This is a genomic window from Afifella marina DSM 2698 (assembly GCF_900102695.1).
Classification (GTDB): Bacteria; Pseudomonadota; Alphaproteobacteria; order Rhizobiales; family Afifellaceae; genus Afifella; species Afifella marina.
Genome location: NZ_FMVW01000005.1, coordinates 163,950 through 179,705, shown reverse-complemented (window position 1 = coordinate 179,705; position 15,756 = coordinate 163,950). Strand labels below are relative to the sequence as shown.

14 protein-coding genes and 1 tRNA gene are annotated in these 15,756 nt (G+C 64.6%); 8 read left to right on the top strand and 7 right to left on the bottom strand.

Annotated elements, in window-relative coordinates:
• Window positions 1–89 precede the first annotated feature (89 nt).
• From BLP76_RS12145 to BLP76_RS12135, 3 genes are all read right to left on the bottom strand, one after another.
• Window positions 90–635: a MarR family winged helix-turn-helix transcriptional regulator gene (locus tag BLP76_RS12145; RefSeq protein WP_092813282.1), complete on the bottom strand. Its 546-nt coding sequence runs from the start codon at window positions 633–635 to the stop codon at window positions 90–92.
• A gap of 174 nt (window positions 636–809) precedes the next feature.
• Window positions 810–1,835, bottom strand: a complete 1,026-nt coding sequence (locus tag BLP76_RS12140) for a GntR family transcriptional regulator (RefSeq protein WP_092813279.1) — start codon at window positions 1,833–1,835, stop codon at window positions 810–812.
• Window positions 1,836–2,313: 478 nt separating this feature from the next.
• Window positions 2,314–3,321: a glycosyltransferase gene (locus BLP76_RS12135; protein WP_139163741.1), complete on the bottom strand. Its 1,008-nt coding sequence runs from the start codon at window positions 3,319–3,321 to the stop codon at window positions 2,314–2,316.
• A 260-nt stretch (window positions 3,322–3,581) separates the two neighbouring features.
• Between BLP76_RS12135 and BLP76_RS12130 the strand changes: the two genes are divergently transcribed.
• Entirely contained in the window at window positions 3,582–5,999 is a 2,418-nt protein-coding gene (locus BLP76_RS12130) for a membrane-bound PQQ-dependent dehydrogenase, glucose/quinate/shikimate family (RefSeq protein WP_207145366.1), read from the top strand.
• Between the two features lie 84 nt (window positions 6,000–6,083).
• On the opposite strand, the gene BLP76_RS12125 is transcribed toward BLP76_RS12130, so the two are convergent.
• The 3 genes from BLP76_RS12125 to BLP76_RS12115 all read right to left on the bottom strand — a co-directional run bounded on the left by BLP76_RS12125 (window position 6,084) and on the right by BLP76_RS12115 (window position 8,536).
• Window positions 6,084–6,710, bottom strand: a complete 627-nt coding sequence (locus BLP76_RS12125) for a hypothetical protein (protein ID WP_092813761.1) — start codon at window positions 6,708–6,710, stop codon at window positions 6,084–6,086.
• Window positions 6,711–6,830: 120 nt separating this feature from the next.
• Window positions 6,831–6,906, bottom strand: a tRNA-Ala gene (locus BLP76_RS12120).
• Between the two features lie 94 nt (window positions 6,907–7,000).
• Window positions 7,001–8,536: a bifunctional metallophosphatase/5'-nucleotidase gene (locus BLP76_RS12115; RefSeq protein ID WP_092813273.1), complete on the bottom strand. Its 1,536-nt coding sequence runs from the start codon at window positions 8,534–8,536 to the stop codon at window positions 7,001–7,003.
• A gap of 250 nt (window positions 8,537–8,786) precedes the next feature.
• On the opposite strand from BLP76_RS12115, the gene hemH reads away from it, so the two are divergent.
• The 7 genes from hemH (at window position 8,787) to BLP76_RS12080 (ending at window position 14,727) form a co-directional block, all read left to right on the top strand.
• Window positions 8,787–9,806, top strand: coding sequence for a ferrochelatase (gene hemH, locus BLP76_RS12110; RefSeq protein ID WP_244514567.1), 1,020 nt, complete (start codon window positions 8,787–8,789; stop codon window positions 9,804–9,806).
• Between the two features lie 96 nt (window positions 9,807–9,902).
• Window positions 9,903–10,175: a CopG family ribbon-helix-helix protein gene (locus BLP76_RS12105; RefSeq protein WP_092813270.1), complete on the top strand. Its 273-nt coding sequence runs from the start codon at window positions 9,903–9,905 to the stop codon at window positions 10,173–10,175.
• Complete coding sequence (locus BLP76_RS12100; RefSeq protein ID WP_092813266.1) at window positions 10,172–10,480, top strand: type II toxin-antitoxin system RelE/ParE family toxin; 309 nt, start codon at window positions 10,172–10,174, stop codon at window positions 10,478–10,480. The genes BLP76_RS12105 and BLP76_RS12100 overlap by 4 nt, the downstream gene beginning before the upstream one ends.
• A 193-nt stretch (window positions 10,481–10,673) precedes the next feature.
• Window positions 10,674–11,702, top strand: a complete 1,029-nt coding sequence (locus BLP76_RS12095; RefSeq protein ID WP_092813263.1) for an SPFH domain-containing protein — start codon at window positions 10,674–10,676, stop codon at window positions 11,700–11,702.
• Window positions 11,699–12,163 carry an NfeD family protein gene (locus BLP76_RS12090; protein WP_092813260.1) on the top strand — a complete coding sequence of 155 codons (465 nt, stop codon included), beginning with the start codon at window positions 11,699–11,701 and terminating at the stop codon, window positions 12,161–12,163. Before BLP76_RS12095 ends, BLP76_RS12090 begins: the two co-directional genes overlap by 4 nt.
• Before the next feature lie 104 nt (window positions 12,164–12,267).
• Window positions 12,268–13,839 (top strand): outer membrane beta-barrel protein, encoded by a 1,572-nt coding sequence (locus tag BLP76_RS12085; RefSeq protein ID WP_092813256.1) that lies wholly within the window; start codon window positions 12,268–12,270, stop codon window positions 13,837–13,839.
• Window positions 13,840–14,211: 372 nt separating this feature from the next.
• Window positions 14,212–14,727 carry a phenolic acid decarboxylase gene (locus tag BLP76_RS12080; RefSeq protein ID WP_092813755.1) on the top strand — a complete coding sequence of 172 codons (516 nt, stop codon included), beginning with the start codon at window positions 14,212–14,214 and terminating at the stop codon, window positions 14,725–14,727.
• On the opposite strand, the gene BLP76_RS12075 is transcribed toward BLP76_RS12080, so the two are convergent.
• Entirely contained in the window at window positions 14,709–15,605 is an 897-nt protein-coding gene (locus BLP76_RS12075) for a LysR family transcriptional regulator (protein ID WP_092813252.1), read from the bottom strand. The genes BLP76_RS12080 and BLP76_RS12075 overlap by 19 nt on opposite strands.
• Between the last annotated feature and the right edge of the window lie 151 nt (window positions 15,606–15,756).

The window sequence follows — 15,756 nt, the reverse complement described above, 5'->3', positions numbered from 1 at the left end:
GCTCGCGGTCTGATCATCTCAACTGCCTTGAACCAGCTGCCTTGCAACAGCGCCTAACCGGGCGATGTTGCGCAACCGCCGGTCCGCTGTCAAACGGCCGGCGACCGCACCGAAAGCGCATTTGAATCCTCGCGCGCGCCCGCTCCCGCGCTCGAAGAGGCCGCGCCGGCGGCGGTCTTGCGAACCGGGTTGCTCGGTGCTTTCCAGCGCCCCGCCTTGCGGTAGAGGCTCGTCTCCAGATCGGCGAGCGCTTCATCGAGGAAGGCGCGCATCATCGGCGAGACCGACTGCATCACATCCTCGTCGGCGCGCTGCCACAGCGCCTCGATCTCGGCGACTTTGTCCTCACCCTTCTCGGTGAGCTCGATCATGCATTTGCGCTGATCCTGCGGGGCCGTACGCCGGCGGATATAGCCGTTGCGCTCCAGACGCACCGTCATCTTCGTCACTGTCGGCGGCTGGATGGCGAGCAGGAGCCCGACATCGGAAAGGCACATCGCGCCTTTTTCCTTGAGCAGCATCAGAACGCCGTCCTGGCCCGGATGCAGATCGATTTCGCGCAATTTCGCCGCCACGAAAACGCGCTGGGCCTTGCCGGCCTGCGAGAGTTTGTAAAGCAGTGTGTCTTGGACCAACACCGTATCCTTCCTCCTCGGTGACGCGCCGATTTCTTCAAGCACGTCAGTGCATTCGGTGGCAGGAAACACGGCAGTCGGAGGCTGGTTCCGCTCCAGGTTGCACGAAACGCGCTTTTGTCGCGCGTTCCGCAGGGTCGAGCGAAAAGATCGCCGAACGAGAGGCGGCGCCCCTTATCCGGCGATATCGCTCTCCGCCGAGACATCGTTCCGCTCACGCCGCCTCGACGCGTTCGACCGCTCGCGGCCCTTCGTCTTGGAGCGCGCAGCGGCGGCTTTCTGGGCTTCCGCGGTCAGTTTCATGGTCGACACATAGGCGTTTTCGAGATGCGCTCGCATCCGCTGCGCCGCCCGCTCGCGGTCGTTCGCACACAGCGCATCCATGATCTCCATATGCTCCTTCACCCAGGTCACGATTCGTTGAACGGGCTGAACGCCTTGATATTCGAGGAGCCGCCGCATCCGGTTCTGGTGCTGGATCGCCTGCACGAAGAAGCTGTTGTTGGAGAACCCCGCCATCATTTCGTGGAACTGCGCGTCGATGGCGAACAATTCCAGGCTGCTCGGCGCCAGCATCTCGCCCTGTTCCAGGAGCCACAGATGCCGGGCGCGGGCACGATCGAGCGCCACCATGTCGATCTCGAATGTCTCCAGCATCAAAGCGGCGGGCTCCACCATGATGCGGAAATCGTAGCTGTTGCGCATCGCCACCGAGGTGTCGATCGCCGGCTGGAAGGTCCAGCCGCGCCCCTTGTTCTTGGTCACGATGCCTTCTTCGGCCATGCGCGACAGCGTGCGCAAAAGCACGGCCCGGCTCGTCTTGAAGCGGTCGAGCAGCATCGTCTGGGTGACGGTATTGGGAATGTCGCCCTGCAGGCGCTCGCGAATGAGATCGAGATAAAGCTCGTCGTCGCTGCTGCTCGGCGCCGCCAGGATCGTGCTCTTCAGGGCCGTCCAGCCCTTGAGGAGAACATATCCCTGGTTCGGACGCGCCCGCACGATCTCTTCCTGAGCGAGGAGAGAGAGGGCAGCACGCACCGGCGTCCGCGACACGCCGAGCTGGGTGGCCAGCGCCACCTCCGCCAGGCGATCGCCTTCTTCAAGCCGCCGATCTCGCACGATATCCAGGATTTGGTTGGCGAGAGCATATTGGCTCCTGGAACCGCGTTGCCCGTTGGTTTCCTCTCGTCTGGCGCGCATTCGTCTCCCCCTGTGACCTCTGCTTCGATAGATTTGGGTAAACGCTTCGGCGTTCAACGGCAATTCACCGTTGGACGCAGTAACCGGCACGTAAGTCTCACCTAATCGCGACAGATATGTCGCCAGCCCCCAGTATTTTCGCAGCCGCGTCCTAGCGCAGCGCGATCTGTGCCGGCCCCCATAAACACCGCATCACATTGCACAAATATGTGCATTTCGTCCATTGGCGACTCAATTATAAAACTTGCCGGGGAATTCCAGCAATAAGAAATCACCGAAGGTTGAAAATGCTTACGCGACAACAGTGACGCTCCAAGCGCCGCGCCGACGCCAGCAAAGAGCGCACATCTTCAGCGCTTTGTCTTTAACCTGTACAAATTAGCTAAAATAAGACGCAACCGGATCGCCCCTGCCGAAAAGCCGCCCCGGCGCGAGCTTCACAATTTCTGCGACAGCCGGCAGAAACCTGTTTCGCCGTCTAATTTTCCTCTGACACCATTGCGTGAGGAAGGTCGCGTGCCACGTATTTCGGCTCGCCCGGCGGCAGAAACGGCGCCGGGCGCCTCTGCAGCCGCATCAGAAAACCTTCAAGCCTGTAGGCCTCCCGCCGCAGCTTTCCGAAACGTCCGCTGACAAGGCACACGGCCATGCTGCCGGTCATCCGCAGAACGGCGAGCGCCCGGCTCCCCCGCGCCGCCCCTCGCCCGGTTTTCTCCATCACATAGGCGTGCGACCAGCCGAAAGAGATGTCTTTGACGCGGTTCGATTTCGCCGGCCGCCCCGATGAGCGCCCGGATGACCGGTTGCCGAGATGCACCGCCTCCGCCTCGGCCACATAGATGATCGGGCGCCGCGCGGCCCGGTAGCGAAAGGCGAGCTCGTCGTCTTCGAAATAGAGAAAGATCGCCGGATCGAAGCCGCCGAAGGCAAGAAATGGCGCCACGCGGACGAGCATCACCGCCCCCGACAGCATCGCGATGCAGGCATCGCCCTCCGGCGGACGACGGTGCTTCTGGCGCGGCTCCAGCGCCGAGGAGACCCGGAAGAACACCTTGCCCGTCTCGTTGACGATGCGCGGCACGAAGAGCGCGCAATCCGGATAGCGCTCCGCCGCGGCAAGAAGCGCCGTGACGGCCTCCTCCGACATCGCCGCATCCGGATTGATGACGAGCGCGAATTCCGTCGTGACGGCGGAAAGGCCGGCCATGACGCCGCGCCCGAACCCCCAATTCTGATCGAACGCCAGGAGGCCGAGGCCGCGCTCCCCCGCCACCTCCCGCGTTGCGTCCGAGCTGCCATTGTCGACGACGACGCCCGGCAGCCTTGCCGAATGCGCGCCCTGCCAGCGCAGCGCCTCGGCCGAATTGTAGGCGACGGTGACGAGCGTGACGTGTCGGGCGAAATCTGCACGGCTCGGCGCATCACCCCCTGCCCCGAGGCTGCCGTCGGCACCGCCGTCCACCCGCTCCATCCCCTTGCTCGTCACGCCGCGCTCCTGAAATCGGATGAAGCCGGCCTTGCCCCACCGCCGGCCCCTTGTCGAGACCACCTCTTGAGAACTCCTGCCGACAGCCGGCCATCATTGGTCTTTCACATCGATGATGCACACTCGGCCCTGGCGAAGAACCCGTTTCGCGCTACCATTCGCCACATCGCTCGCACGGCTCACGCCAGAAGCGCAAAGCTCGGCAGCCGGTCGAATGGAGCCGGCATCCGGCCGGCAGCAAGAAAAAAAGGGGGCGTGCGTTGAACACACCATCTGAAAACAGAAACACGGTCGGCCTTTGGCTTGCCCGGCTTCTCGGCCTCGTTCTGGCTCTCATCGGGCTCGTTCTGGTCGGCGGCGGCGGCTGGCTCGCGAGCCTCGGCGGCTCCTTCTATTACGTTCTCGCCGGCCTCGGCCTTCTGGCCTCCGGCATCTTGATCATGGCCGGCCGCGCCAGCGGCGCCTGGCTCTACATCTTCGTGTTCTTCGCCACGCTTCTCTGGGCCTATTGGGAAGTCGGCCTCCATGGCTGGGCCCTCGTGCCCCGCGTCGTGGCGCCAACCGTGCTTCTCGTCCTCGTCATTGCCGCCATGCCGCCGCTCGCGCCCTGGGATTATTCCTGGCGCTCGGCCTTTGCCGGCATCGCCGCCGTTCTCGTTCTGATGGTCGGCGGCGGGATCTATATCGCCACCGTCAACGCCCCGGAGGTCGAGGGCCCTCTGCCGGCCGCCGGGCGTCTCGCCATGGCCGACCCCTCCTTGAAGGATGTCGGCAGCGACTGGCCGGCCTATGGCGGCACCTATTCGGCGCGGCGCTATTCCCCGCTTGCTGAAATAAATCGCGACAATGTCGGCAAGCTTGAGCGCGCCTGGGTCTACCATACCGGCGACCTGCCCGACAGCGAGCTCGCCAAGGGCAAATACGGCGCGGAAACGACGCCGCTCAAGGTCGGCAACACGCTCTATCTCTGCTCGGCCATGAACATCATGATCGCCGTCGATCCGGAAACCGGCAAGGAGCGCTGGCGCTACGACCCGAAAGTGTCCGATGATTGGATCCCCTACACCGCCGCCTGCCGCGGCGTGACCTATTTCGAGGTGCCTGACGCAACCCCCGATCAGGTCTGCCCGACGCGCGTCATCGAAGGCACGCTCGACGGTCGCCTCATCGCCGTCGACGCCGAAACCGGCGAGCCCTGTTCCGATTTCGGCGACAACGGCTCCGTCGACTTCAAACGCGGCATGGGCGAGGTCGTCCCCGGCATGGTGTCCATGACCTCCGCACCCACCATCGTGCGCGGTGTCATCGTCACCGGTCATCAGGTGCTCGACGGCCAGAAACGTTCAGCCCCCTCGGGCGTCATCCAGGGCTTTGATGCCGTCACCGGCGAACAGCGCTGGGCCTGGGACATGACGCAGCCGGAGATCACCGGCCAGCCGCCGGAAGGCGAGACCTACACCCGCGGCACGCCGAATATGTGGACGACGGCGAGCGGCGATGAAGAGCTCGGCCTCGTTTATCTGCCGATGGGAAATTCCGCTGTCGATTACTGGTCGGGCGACCGCACCGACGCGGAGAGCGAATATTCGACCTCGCTCGTCGCCATCGATGTGGAGACCGGCAAGCCCGCCTGGCACTTTCAGACGGTGCACAAGGATGTGTGGGATTACGATCTCGGCGCGCAGGCGACGCTCGTCGATTTCCCGGTCGGCGACGGCACCGTGCCGGCGCTCATCCTGCCCTCCAAGCAGGGCGACATGTACGTTCTCAACCGCGAGACCGGCGAGCCGATCACCGGCGTCGAGGAACGCCCGGTGCCGACCGGCGGGGTGGAGCCGGAAGAGCGCTCGCCGACCCAGCCCTTCTCGCTCTATCACACGCTTCGCAAGCCGGAGCTGACGGAAGCCTCCATGTGGGGCATGTCGCCGATCGACCAGATGGTGTGCCGGATCCAGTTCCGCCGCTCCTCCTATGAGGGCTTCTACACGGCACCGACCTCCGACCAGCACTGGATCGAATATCCGGGCTACAACGGCGGCACCGATTGGGGCGGCATCGCGGTCGATCCCTCGCGCGGCGTCATCGTCGCCAATTACAACGACATGCCGAACTACAACCGCCTCGTGCCGCGCGCCGAGGCCGAGCGCAAAGGCTGGGCCCCGCGCAGCCAGGAGCGTGGCGCCATCGGCGGGGCTGAAGGCGCCGGCGATCCGCAGGCCGGCACGCCCTATGCCATCAACGTCAATGCCGGCTGGCGCCTGCCCGTCACCGGCCTCCTTTGCAAGGAGCCGCCCTATGGCGGCATCCGCGCCATCGACATGGAGACGGGCAAGACCATCTGGGACCGGCCCTTCGGCGAGGCGCGCACCAACGGGCCTTTCGGCATCCCCTCCATGCTGCCGATCACCATCGGCACGCCCAACAATGGCGGCGCGGTGGTGACCGCCGGCGGCATCATCTTCGTCGCCGCGGCGACGGACAATCTCATCCGCGCCATCGATATGGAGACGGGAGAGACCTTGTGGAGCGATGTTCTGCCAGCAGGCGGCCAGGCGACGCCGATGACCTATGAGGCGAACGGCCGGCAATATCTTGTCATCATGGCGGGCGGCCACCACTTCATGGAAACGCCGATCGGCGACGCGCTCGTAGCCTACGCCCTGCCGCAGCAGCAGTAGGTCACCGCGCCTTCAAAAAGCACCGCCCGGGGCATGGCCCCCGGGCGTTTTCGTTTTCGCACCTGCGGAAACCGGGCGCGGGCTCTATCCCGGCATCGTCAGCGGCGGAAACCCCTCGTACCATTCCCCATGACGGCCTTCGTGATTGTCCATACCGGGCCGCGTCAGATAGCCTCTCGGGGGAATGTAGCTTGAGATCGTGCGCGCCGGGCGCTCCGACCAGGTCAGGTTGAAGGCGGCGAGTTTCGGAAAGAACTCCATCGCCGAATAGGGCAGATGGTCGTGCACCCACCACGCCATCGCGCGCCAGTCGGCGCCGGCGGCATAACGGTCGGCAAACCACGGGATGACGATGCAGGCCGTAGCCCCCATCTCGCCTTGAGGCCCGCGCCGGTCCCAGATATGCCCGGCATAGCTCGTCTCGTTGCGCGCGCAATTGAGCTTGTTCTCATTGCCGAAGGCGTTGAGCGCAGGCGCCCGATAGGCCGAGCGGATGGCGATCCGTCCGAACGTCGCCTCGATCGGTTCAAGAAGCTCCTCGCAAAGCCGCCGCCCCGCCGCGATCATCAGATCGGGATCGTCGGGCACGTTCGGCCGTCCGTAAAAGCCGGAGATTTCCGAATAGAGAAAATCGCGCAGGAAGAAATTCTGCGACAGCCGCACCCGCCCGAGCTCTTCGAGCGCTTTCATGCTGGCAGGTTTCTTCCTCATCGCACCCTCACCGAGATCGTCCTCCATTGAACGACAACGCGATGCGGCGACCAAGGCAACCTCATGCGCGGCAAAGCTGCGCGCCGAGAGGTCATTAAAGAGGAGAGACGGGAAGAAAATTGGTGGAGCCGAGGGGAATCGAACCCCTGACCTCTGCAGTGCGATTGCAGCGCTCTCCCATCTGAGCTACGGCCCCGCCGCGATCCGAAAACGGTCGCAAGCGACGCGCATTTAGGGTGTGGCCCCGGAGGGTGTCAAGCGCACTTCCGCATGGGGGGACGTTCGGCGCGCTAATCTTTGGGCGCACGCGCCGCATCGCCCTTGAGGAAGGTGATCCGCCCCTCCGGCCGGGGCGCCACCTCGCCCGCGGAACGCACGAAGGCCATGACGTCATTGGCGATCAGCCGGCCGTCGCGCCCGTTGATGAGGGCGTGCCCCTTCGTCAACGCCACATAGCCGTCGCCGCCATCCGCCATGAAATCGTTGGTGGCGAGCGTATAGACCGCGCCCGGATCGAGCGGCCTGCCGCCGATCTCCACGGCCTCGACGCGTTCGCCCGCGGGTTTCGTGAGATCGGCCGTGACGCGCATGCCGGAAATCTGCGGAAAGCGGCCGCTGGCATTTTCCACGTCACCCAATCCGTGTTCGAGCGCCTCCAAGATCGCCGCGCCGGAAATCTCGAGCTTCACCGTGACATTGCCGAAAGGCAGCTCGGTCAGGATATCGCGCCGCGTGATCGTGGCGCCCGGCTCATAGGTCCGGTTGCCGCGAATGCCGCCGCCATTGGTGATCGCGACATCGGCCGCGGTGCCGGCCCGCATCGCGTCGGCGACGAGATTGCCGATTGCCGCCTCCTCGGTGCGCAATGTGGCGCGGCGGCTGTCGAGCCCGGTCTTGGTCTTGCCGACGGCGACGTCGAGCTCCTTGGAGAGATCGGCCTGGAACTCGTCGATCTTCGCCTGCACGGCGCTGTCGCCGATGACGCCCGCAGTATCGATCGGGCGAAATTCCGGCCACCACGAAAGCGTGCGCGTGCCGTCCTTCTCCTCGATCCCCATGCGCACATCGACGGCGGTGACGTATTCGCCCTGCTCCTTGGATTCCGCCATCGCCGTCTTGCCGTCGAAGAAAACCATCAAATCGTGGTCGTCGCCGGAGAGGATGAGATCGAAGGCGCGGCTTTGGAAAAGCGCCCGGTCGACTTCGCGGCCCGCATGCGCGACGGCGACCACGAAATCGGCGCCCTTGGCACGCAAAGCCTCGGCCGCGTCTTCGCCGGTCGCAAGCGCCGGCGCGATTTCGAGCGTGCCGGGGCTCGACTTCTGATAGGAATCCTCCGCCGTGAGCCCGACGATGCCGATCTTGACGCCGTCCGCCTCGATCATGCGCGTATCGGCGATCGCGCCGATCCTGTTGCCGTCCTCATCGCGCAGATTGGCGGCGAGCACGGGAAACTCCGCCTCCCCCATGCGCCTGGCAAAGACCTCCGGGCCGAAATCGTGTTCGTGGTTTCCCGGCACGAAGACGTCCGGCTTGATGATGTTGAGGAGCGTGATGATATGCGCGCCCTCGTCGAAGCCCGCCATCAGCGAGGGCGAAATCGCGTCGCCCGCATGCGCGAAGATGACGTGATCGCGTTCAGCGCGTTCGCGTGCCACCACGGCGCCGATCCGGGCATAGCCGCCGCGCATCTCGCTCGATCCGGCCATCTGGTCGGCATCGTTGACGAGAAGAAAGGTGACGGAGACGTCCTTGGCCGCCGCAAAGGACGGTTGAAGCGAGAACGCGATGACGAACGCGGCAAACCACCGCAGCGTTGAAGCCATGGCTTCATTCCCCTGTTCGGACAATCATTATACAGAATTTCAGGATTATGCGTTTTTCGACCCAATGCTCCATTGGCTCCGCCCGTGCCAGGACCTATCTTGCACAATTCGGTGACGCCATGCGCAGACAGGTGGAAGGTGCGCCGTAGAATCTTATCTTGGCCCTGATGCCAGAACGAGGGAAGCCGTAGTGCTGGACCGGCCCGTTTTTTCCAGTTTTTCCGATTCCAGACGCAATGACATGAAGGAAATGGTCCTTCCGTCGGATCACCCGCCCGTGCGGGCCGGGCGCATCGGTGTCCTGCTCGTCAATCTCGGCACGCCCGACGGCACGGATTACTGGCCGATGCGCCGTTATCTGAAGGAATTTTTGTCCGACCGTCGCGTCATCGAAACGCCGCGTCTTTTGTGGTGGCCGATCCTCAACGGCATGGTCCTGTCGACGCGCCCGCAAAAGAGCGGCGAGGCCTATGCCACGATCTGGAACAAGGAGAGGAATGAATCGCCTCTTCGCACCTTCACCCGCAGCCAGGGCGAAAAACTCGCCGCCGATTTCGCCGCCGAAGACCGCATCGAGGTCGATTGGGCGATGCGCTACGGCAATCCGTCGATCGCCGAAAAGCTGACCGGGCTGCAGGAAAAGGGCTGCGAGAAGGTCCTCATCGTTCCCCTCTACCCGCAATACAGCGCCACCACGACCGCGACGGTGAACGACAAGACCTTCGATGCCTTGAAGGAAATGCGCTGGCAGCCGGCGATCCGCACGGCGCCGCCCTGGCACGACGAGCCGGCCTATATCGACGCCCTCGCCCAATCGGTCGAAGAGCACATCGCCGGGCTCGACTTCACGCCGGAGGTCGTCATCACCTCCTATCACGGCCTGCCGAAATCCTATTTCGAGAAGGGCGATCCCTATCACTGCCATTGCCACAAGACGACGCGCCTCCTAGCGGAGCGTCTCGGCTGGCCGAAAGACCGCCTTCTGACCACCTTCCAGTCGCGCTTCGGCCCGGAGGAATGGCTGCAGCCCTACACCGACGAGACGACGGCCAGGCTTGCGAGCGAAGGCGTGAAATCGCTCGCCATCATGAATCCGGGCTTCGTCTCCGACTGCCTGGAGACGCTCGAAGAGATCGCCATCGGCGTCGGCGAGACGTTCGAGGAACATGGCGGCGAAAACTTCAGCCACATCCCCTGCCTCAACGATTCCAAGCACGGCATGCACGTCATCAAGACGGTCGTGATGCGCGAATTGCAGGGCTGGCTTTAGGGAGTTCTCGTCCGACTTGCGCGTCGGCGTCAAAGGCGATGGCGGCGGCCACGGGTGTGTATTAGAGTGTACACATCCTAGCACATAGGCGCATCCATGACCGCCAGCACCACCATGACGATTCGGGTTCGCCCCGATGTGAAAGAAAAGCTCACGCGCATTGCGACCGAGACACAGCGGAGCAGGTCCTTCCTCGCCGGCGAAGCGGTCGCCGCCTATGTCGAGCGTGAGCTTGAAATCATCGACGGCATCAAGCGCGGCCAGGCCGACGCCGCGGCCGGTCGCGTGATCCCCCATGATGAGGCAATGGCGGAAATCCACGCCGTCATCGCGGAGGCCAAAGCCGAAAAGCAAACGGGCAAAGCTTGAAGCGGCCGGTCACATGGTCCCGCGCAGCGCTGGACAACGTCAAGGAGCAGGTCAGGCACATCGCCAAAGACCGCCCGGCAGCCGCGAGGCTGGTTGCCGATCGGATCGAAGAGGCGGGCAAGGTCCTTGGGGAGATGGCGACGGGGCGACCCGGTCGCGTGACAGGAACCTATGAAAAGCCGGTTCCGCGTCTGCCCTTGATCATCGCCTACGAGCTCCGGGAGGCGGCGGGCCTCGAAACCGTCGTGATCTTGCGCATCATCCACAAATCGCGGGACTGGCCGGCGGAGGAGTGGCCCGACTAGCCCGACCAAGTGGAAACACAGCACCCCGCCCGGCCGCATCTCGGCGATGTGATCGTCCCCGTCGTGTTCGATTAACGGAAATCTGCTACCGCCCTTAGCCGGCAAGATTGCCCGCAAAGATTGGCGCTTCAGGCCCGCCATTCCCATGTAGAGGAAGACGGCCTCGCAGCGGCCCCAAGGAGAAGTAACACCCATGCTCGGTGGTTTTGATATCGTCGTCATCGTCCTTGTCGTCTTGATCGCGCTCGTTCTTTTCGCGAGCGTCAAGACCGTGCCGCAAGGCCACAATTACACGATCGAGCGCTTCGGCCGTTACACCAGGACATTGTCGCCCGGCCTCAACGTCATCGTGCCTTTCATCGACCGCGTCGGCGCCAAGATGAACATGATGGAGACGGTGCTCGACGTGCCGAGCCAGGAGGTCATCACCCGCGACAACGCCACGGTGACGGTGAACGGCATCACCTTCTTCCAGGTCATGGATGCGCCGCGCGCCGCCTACGAGGTGAACTTCCTGGAAAACGCCATCGTCAATCTGACGATGACCAACATCCGCTCCGTCATGGGCTCGATGGATCTCGATCAGCTCCTCTCCATGCGCGACGAGATCAACGACAAGCTTCTGAAAGTGGTCGATGCGGCCGCCGGCCCCTGGGGCGTGAAGATCACCCGCATCGAGATCAAGGACATCGATCCGCCGCGCAATCTCATCGATTCCATGAACCGCCAGATGATGGCGGAGCGTGAAAAGCGCGCCTCGATCCTGACGGCACAGGGCCTGCGCGAGGCCGCCATTCTGAAGGCGGAGGGCGAAAAGCAGTCGCTCATTCTCCAGGCCGAGGGCCGGCGCGAGGCCGCCTTCCGCGATTCCGAAGCGCGCGAGCGCGAGGCCGAAGCCGAGGCGAAAGCGACCGCCTATGTCTCGGAAGCCATCTCCAAGGGCGACGTGCAGGCGATCAATTATTTCGTCGCGCAGGAATATGTCGGCGCACTCAAGGCCTTCGCCACCTCGCCCAACCAGAAGACGTTCTTGATGCCGATGGAAGCCTCCGCCGTCATCGGGGCGCTCGGCGGCATCACCGAAATCGCCCGCGAAGCTTTTGCCGACAAGGACGAGCATCCCGTGCGGGGCGGCCGCGCCAGCAGCCCCAGCAGCAGCAGTGGCAGTGGCAGCGTGCCCTTCACCGGCCAGCGGCCCGAAACGTCCGGTGACATCTCATGATCCAAGCCGCGATCGAAAGCCTCGGCGGCTGGAGCTGGTGGATCCTCGGTCTCGTCCTTCTCGGCGTAGAGGTTCTCGCCCCCGGCTTCTTCTTCCTGTGGTTCGGCGTCGCCGCGCTCATCATCGGGGTGAGCGCCGTCACCATCTCCTGGCCGTGGCAGCTGCAGATCCTGGGCTTTGCCGTTCTGTCGGTGGTCGCCGCTCTCGCCGGCCGCCGTTTCTTCGGCTATCGCGACGCGCCGTCGAGCGATCCGCACCTCAACCTGCGCACCGCCCGTCTCCACGGCCGCACCTTCACGCTGACGGAGCCGATTGCGGAAGGCTCCGGCCGCATCCGCATCGACGACAGCGTCTGGCGGGTGAGCGGGCCCGACACGCCGGCAGGTGGACGCATCCGCATCGTCGGTGCCGACGGGGCGCTTTTGCTGGTGGAGCCGGAAGCCCCGCTCAGCCACGATTAACCCCCCGCCGACGAACCGGAAACTCACCGCGCAAAACCTTGCGTTAACTATAAGCGTTTACCGCTTGGCAGGCATGTCCCGCGCGTCGCGGGACGGGAAAGCCTATGCGCGTGCGCCTGCCGGCCATCATTGCTTCCGCCGCATTGATCGGCGTCCTGGGTCCCGCACTTCTCCTCGTGCAGGCGGGTCCCGTTCGCGCGCAGGAAACCTCAGCCCCCACCGACTTCACCTTGCGCGGCAGCGATGCGGCCGACGAGGACACGCTGTTTCAGGATAGCGGCGAAGCGAACAGCGGCGACGCGGGCGACGCGACCGGGCGGGAAGCGAGATCCGCGCCCCCTCCGCCGCCGGGCCAGCCCTATCCCACGCCCGACGCGCCCATCGGCCCGCCGCCCTTCGGACCGAGGCCGGATGAACCGATCGGCCCCCCGCTTGCCGGGCCCCCGCCGCCGCCTCAGCCGGAACCGCGCCAGCGCCGTGCCACGCCCGTGCCGCAGCTCGACGGCCGCCGTCTCATCCGCCGCGTCGTGGAGGAGGAAGAGGCGGAAGATCCCTATGCGCAGGTCGGCGTGCGCCTCAGCACCTTCGTCCTCCGCCCGACGCTCGATCTCGGCGTCATCGCCTCCGACAATCCAGACGGCGACGAACAGCAATCCTGGGAGGCGGGCGGCCTCGTCGCCCCCACCCTCAACCTGCAATCCGATTGGGACCGTCACGCCGTCGAACTCGATCTCCGCGGCACGGCGAGCTTCTACGATGACCACGCCAACGACGACCGCGAGGCGGAGGCGAAATTCACCGGCCGTTACGACATCAGCTCCGACACGGAATTGAATGTCGAGGCGGGCTATCTCTACACGCTGGAATCCTTCACCGATCCCGACACGCCTTCCGCCGCCGTCGAACGGCCGGCCGAACAGAATTACAACGCCGCTCTCGGTGTCACCCAGCGTTTCAACCGTCTCGGCATGTCGTTGCGCGGCTCCTTCGAGCGCGAAACCTATGAGGACGTGACCACGGCCTCCGGCGCCACGATCAGCCAGGAAGACCGCAACAACAACGATTACGCCCTGACCGGGCGCGCGAGCTATCTCATCTCGCCGGCGCTCGAGCCTTTCGTAGAGACGCGTCTCGGCACCACCCGCTACGACGAGAGCACGGATGCCGCCGGCTATCGCCGCGACAGCCGCTGGGGCGAATTGACCGGCGGCGTCATCGTCAATCTCTCGCCGAAACTCGCCGGCGAGATCGGCGTCGGCTATCGCCACGAAAACTACGACGATCCGCGCTTTGAAGATCTCGACGCGCCGCTCGCGACGGCCGCCCTTCTGTGGTCGCCGCGCCGCCTCACCAATGTCCGCCTCGACCTCGCCACGACGACGGAGGGAACGACGATCGAGGGCGCCTCGGGCTCCGTCATCCATTCCGCCGATCTGACGCTTGAACGGCGCATGCGCCACAATCTCTTCGCAGAGGCAGGCCTCGGCCTCGATTACCGCGATTACCACGGCGTCGATCTGACCGAGACGACCTGGACCGCTTTCGGCGGCCTCGTCTACGACCTCAACCGCTACGCCGCCCTCGTCGGCCGCTACACCTATGAGCGCAAGATCCTCGATCCGGGCGACACGGTGGAAACCAACACCGTCTCCGTCCGCCTCCGCCTGAAGCGCTAGCCTCCGAGGCGCACCAGAATCTCATCCCAGAATCTCGGGCCAGAATGTGGGGCCAGACACTGGGGCCAGATTCTCGGGCCAGAATCTAAGGATTGACGGAAGAAGCCCATGCCACGGCCTCTTCCCCTCCCCCTTGCGGGGAGGGGGCAGGGGAGGGGGCAGGGGAGGGGTTTCCCCGATTTCCGCGCCGCCAGAAAATCCCGGCTTGAAACTCACCACCCCTGCATGCCCCGGCGCCCGAACCCATCTCGTCCCACCTCCCGGCAAAGCCAGACCCATCGGATTTTTCGATCATATCGCCGCGAATTTCGAACTTTTTATTCGAATTTCAAGAACTTACCTCAGACCCATACAGCAATGGGATTTCGAGATATGAGCGAAGACTACTCCTCCACCCGACCGGAAGAACTCAAGCCGTTCCTCGGCCGCCATTTCATCTACACCTATGACAATGGCTGGCAGTACGAGATGTACATCAAGAACGCCGACACCATAGACTACCGCATCCATAGCGGCATGGTCGGCGGTCGCTGGGTGCGCGATCAGAAGGTGCATCTGGCGCGTCTCTCCGACGACGTGCTCAAGGTGTCCTGGGATGAGCCGACCGGCACCTCCGTCAGCGTGTCGGTGAACTTTGCCGAGCGCCAGCTCCACGGCGTCATCTTCTTTCCGCAATGGATCGCCCGCGATCCGAAGAAGACCGTGTGCTTCCAGAACGAGCATCTGGACGAGATGCGCGCCTTCCGCGATGCCGGCCCGACCTATCCGAAGCTCGTCATCGACGAATTCGCGAAAGTGACCTTTCTGGAGACCTGCGCCGTCGACGACGAAACCGTCGTCGCGGTGGCGCCCGGGGACTTGCCCGAAGGCTACGCCAGCCGGACCTGATCCGGTCCGTCGAGCAACAGGCGGCCCAGTGCCAGGGCCGCCTTGCCGGTCCGCGTCTCGTCGGCCCAGCTGAGCGCAAGCGGGATGACCCTGCGGCTGCCGCTGACGAGATCGAGCTCGACCAGCCGCCGCGCCGCCAGATGCGCGGCAACGAGATGTTCGGGCAGCCAGCCCCAGCACAAACCGCTGAGAACAGCCTCCACACCGGCCTCCAGGCTGTTCACGTCCCAGGTGCGGCCATCGGAGGGCGACAGCCCCTCGCTCGCCATGACCGCGCCGTCGCCGCTGATGGCCACACGCAGATGGCGCGCCAGCGTCGCCGGCGTGATGGCGCCGCCGGACCTCAGAACCAGCGGATGCCCGGGATCGGCGACGGCCAGCATCGGGATGTCGATGAGCGGATGCTGGTCGGCGCGTCCCGGCTGCCAGAGCGAAATGGCGAGATCGAAATCGTCGGAGGCACGATCGGGCTCGGGCACGCGCACACTTTCGCGCAGTTCCACCTCCACATGCGGATGGTCTTCTGCAAACACCTGCAACGCGCCGAACAACCTCTGACGGGGAAAGATGCTGTCCACGCGAAGGCGCACCTGGCTTTCTTCCGTGCCGAGCGACCGGGCGCGATCCTCCAGCCGGCTGAGATCGTCGATGAGCGGATTGGCCTCCGCCAACAGGCTGCGTCCGGCCGGTGTCAGCCGAGCCTTGCGGCCTTCGATTTGTAGCAGCTGGACGCCGAGCCGCTCCTGCAGGCGGCTGACGGCATAGCTGACCGAGGACTGGCTGCGGTTGAGCCGTTCCGCGGCCTGGGCGAAGCCGCCATTCTCGACGACGGCCTGCAGCACGGCCCATTGTTCCATCGTGGTTCTGGGAATCCGCATCGCGCCCGTCCGACCCCCGCCGCTTATGTCGTCCTCAGGCTTGAAGGAGACCTCCGAGCGCCGCAGACGAGAGGCCGCCCGCCCCGGTGAAGCGAGCAACGAGGGATGCAAGGTCCGAGACGCCAACGCCTCCGACCTTCCCGCATCCCTT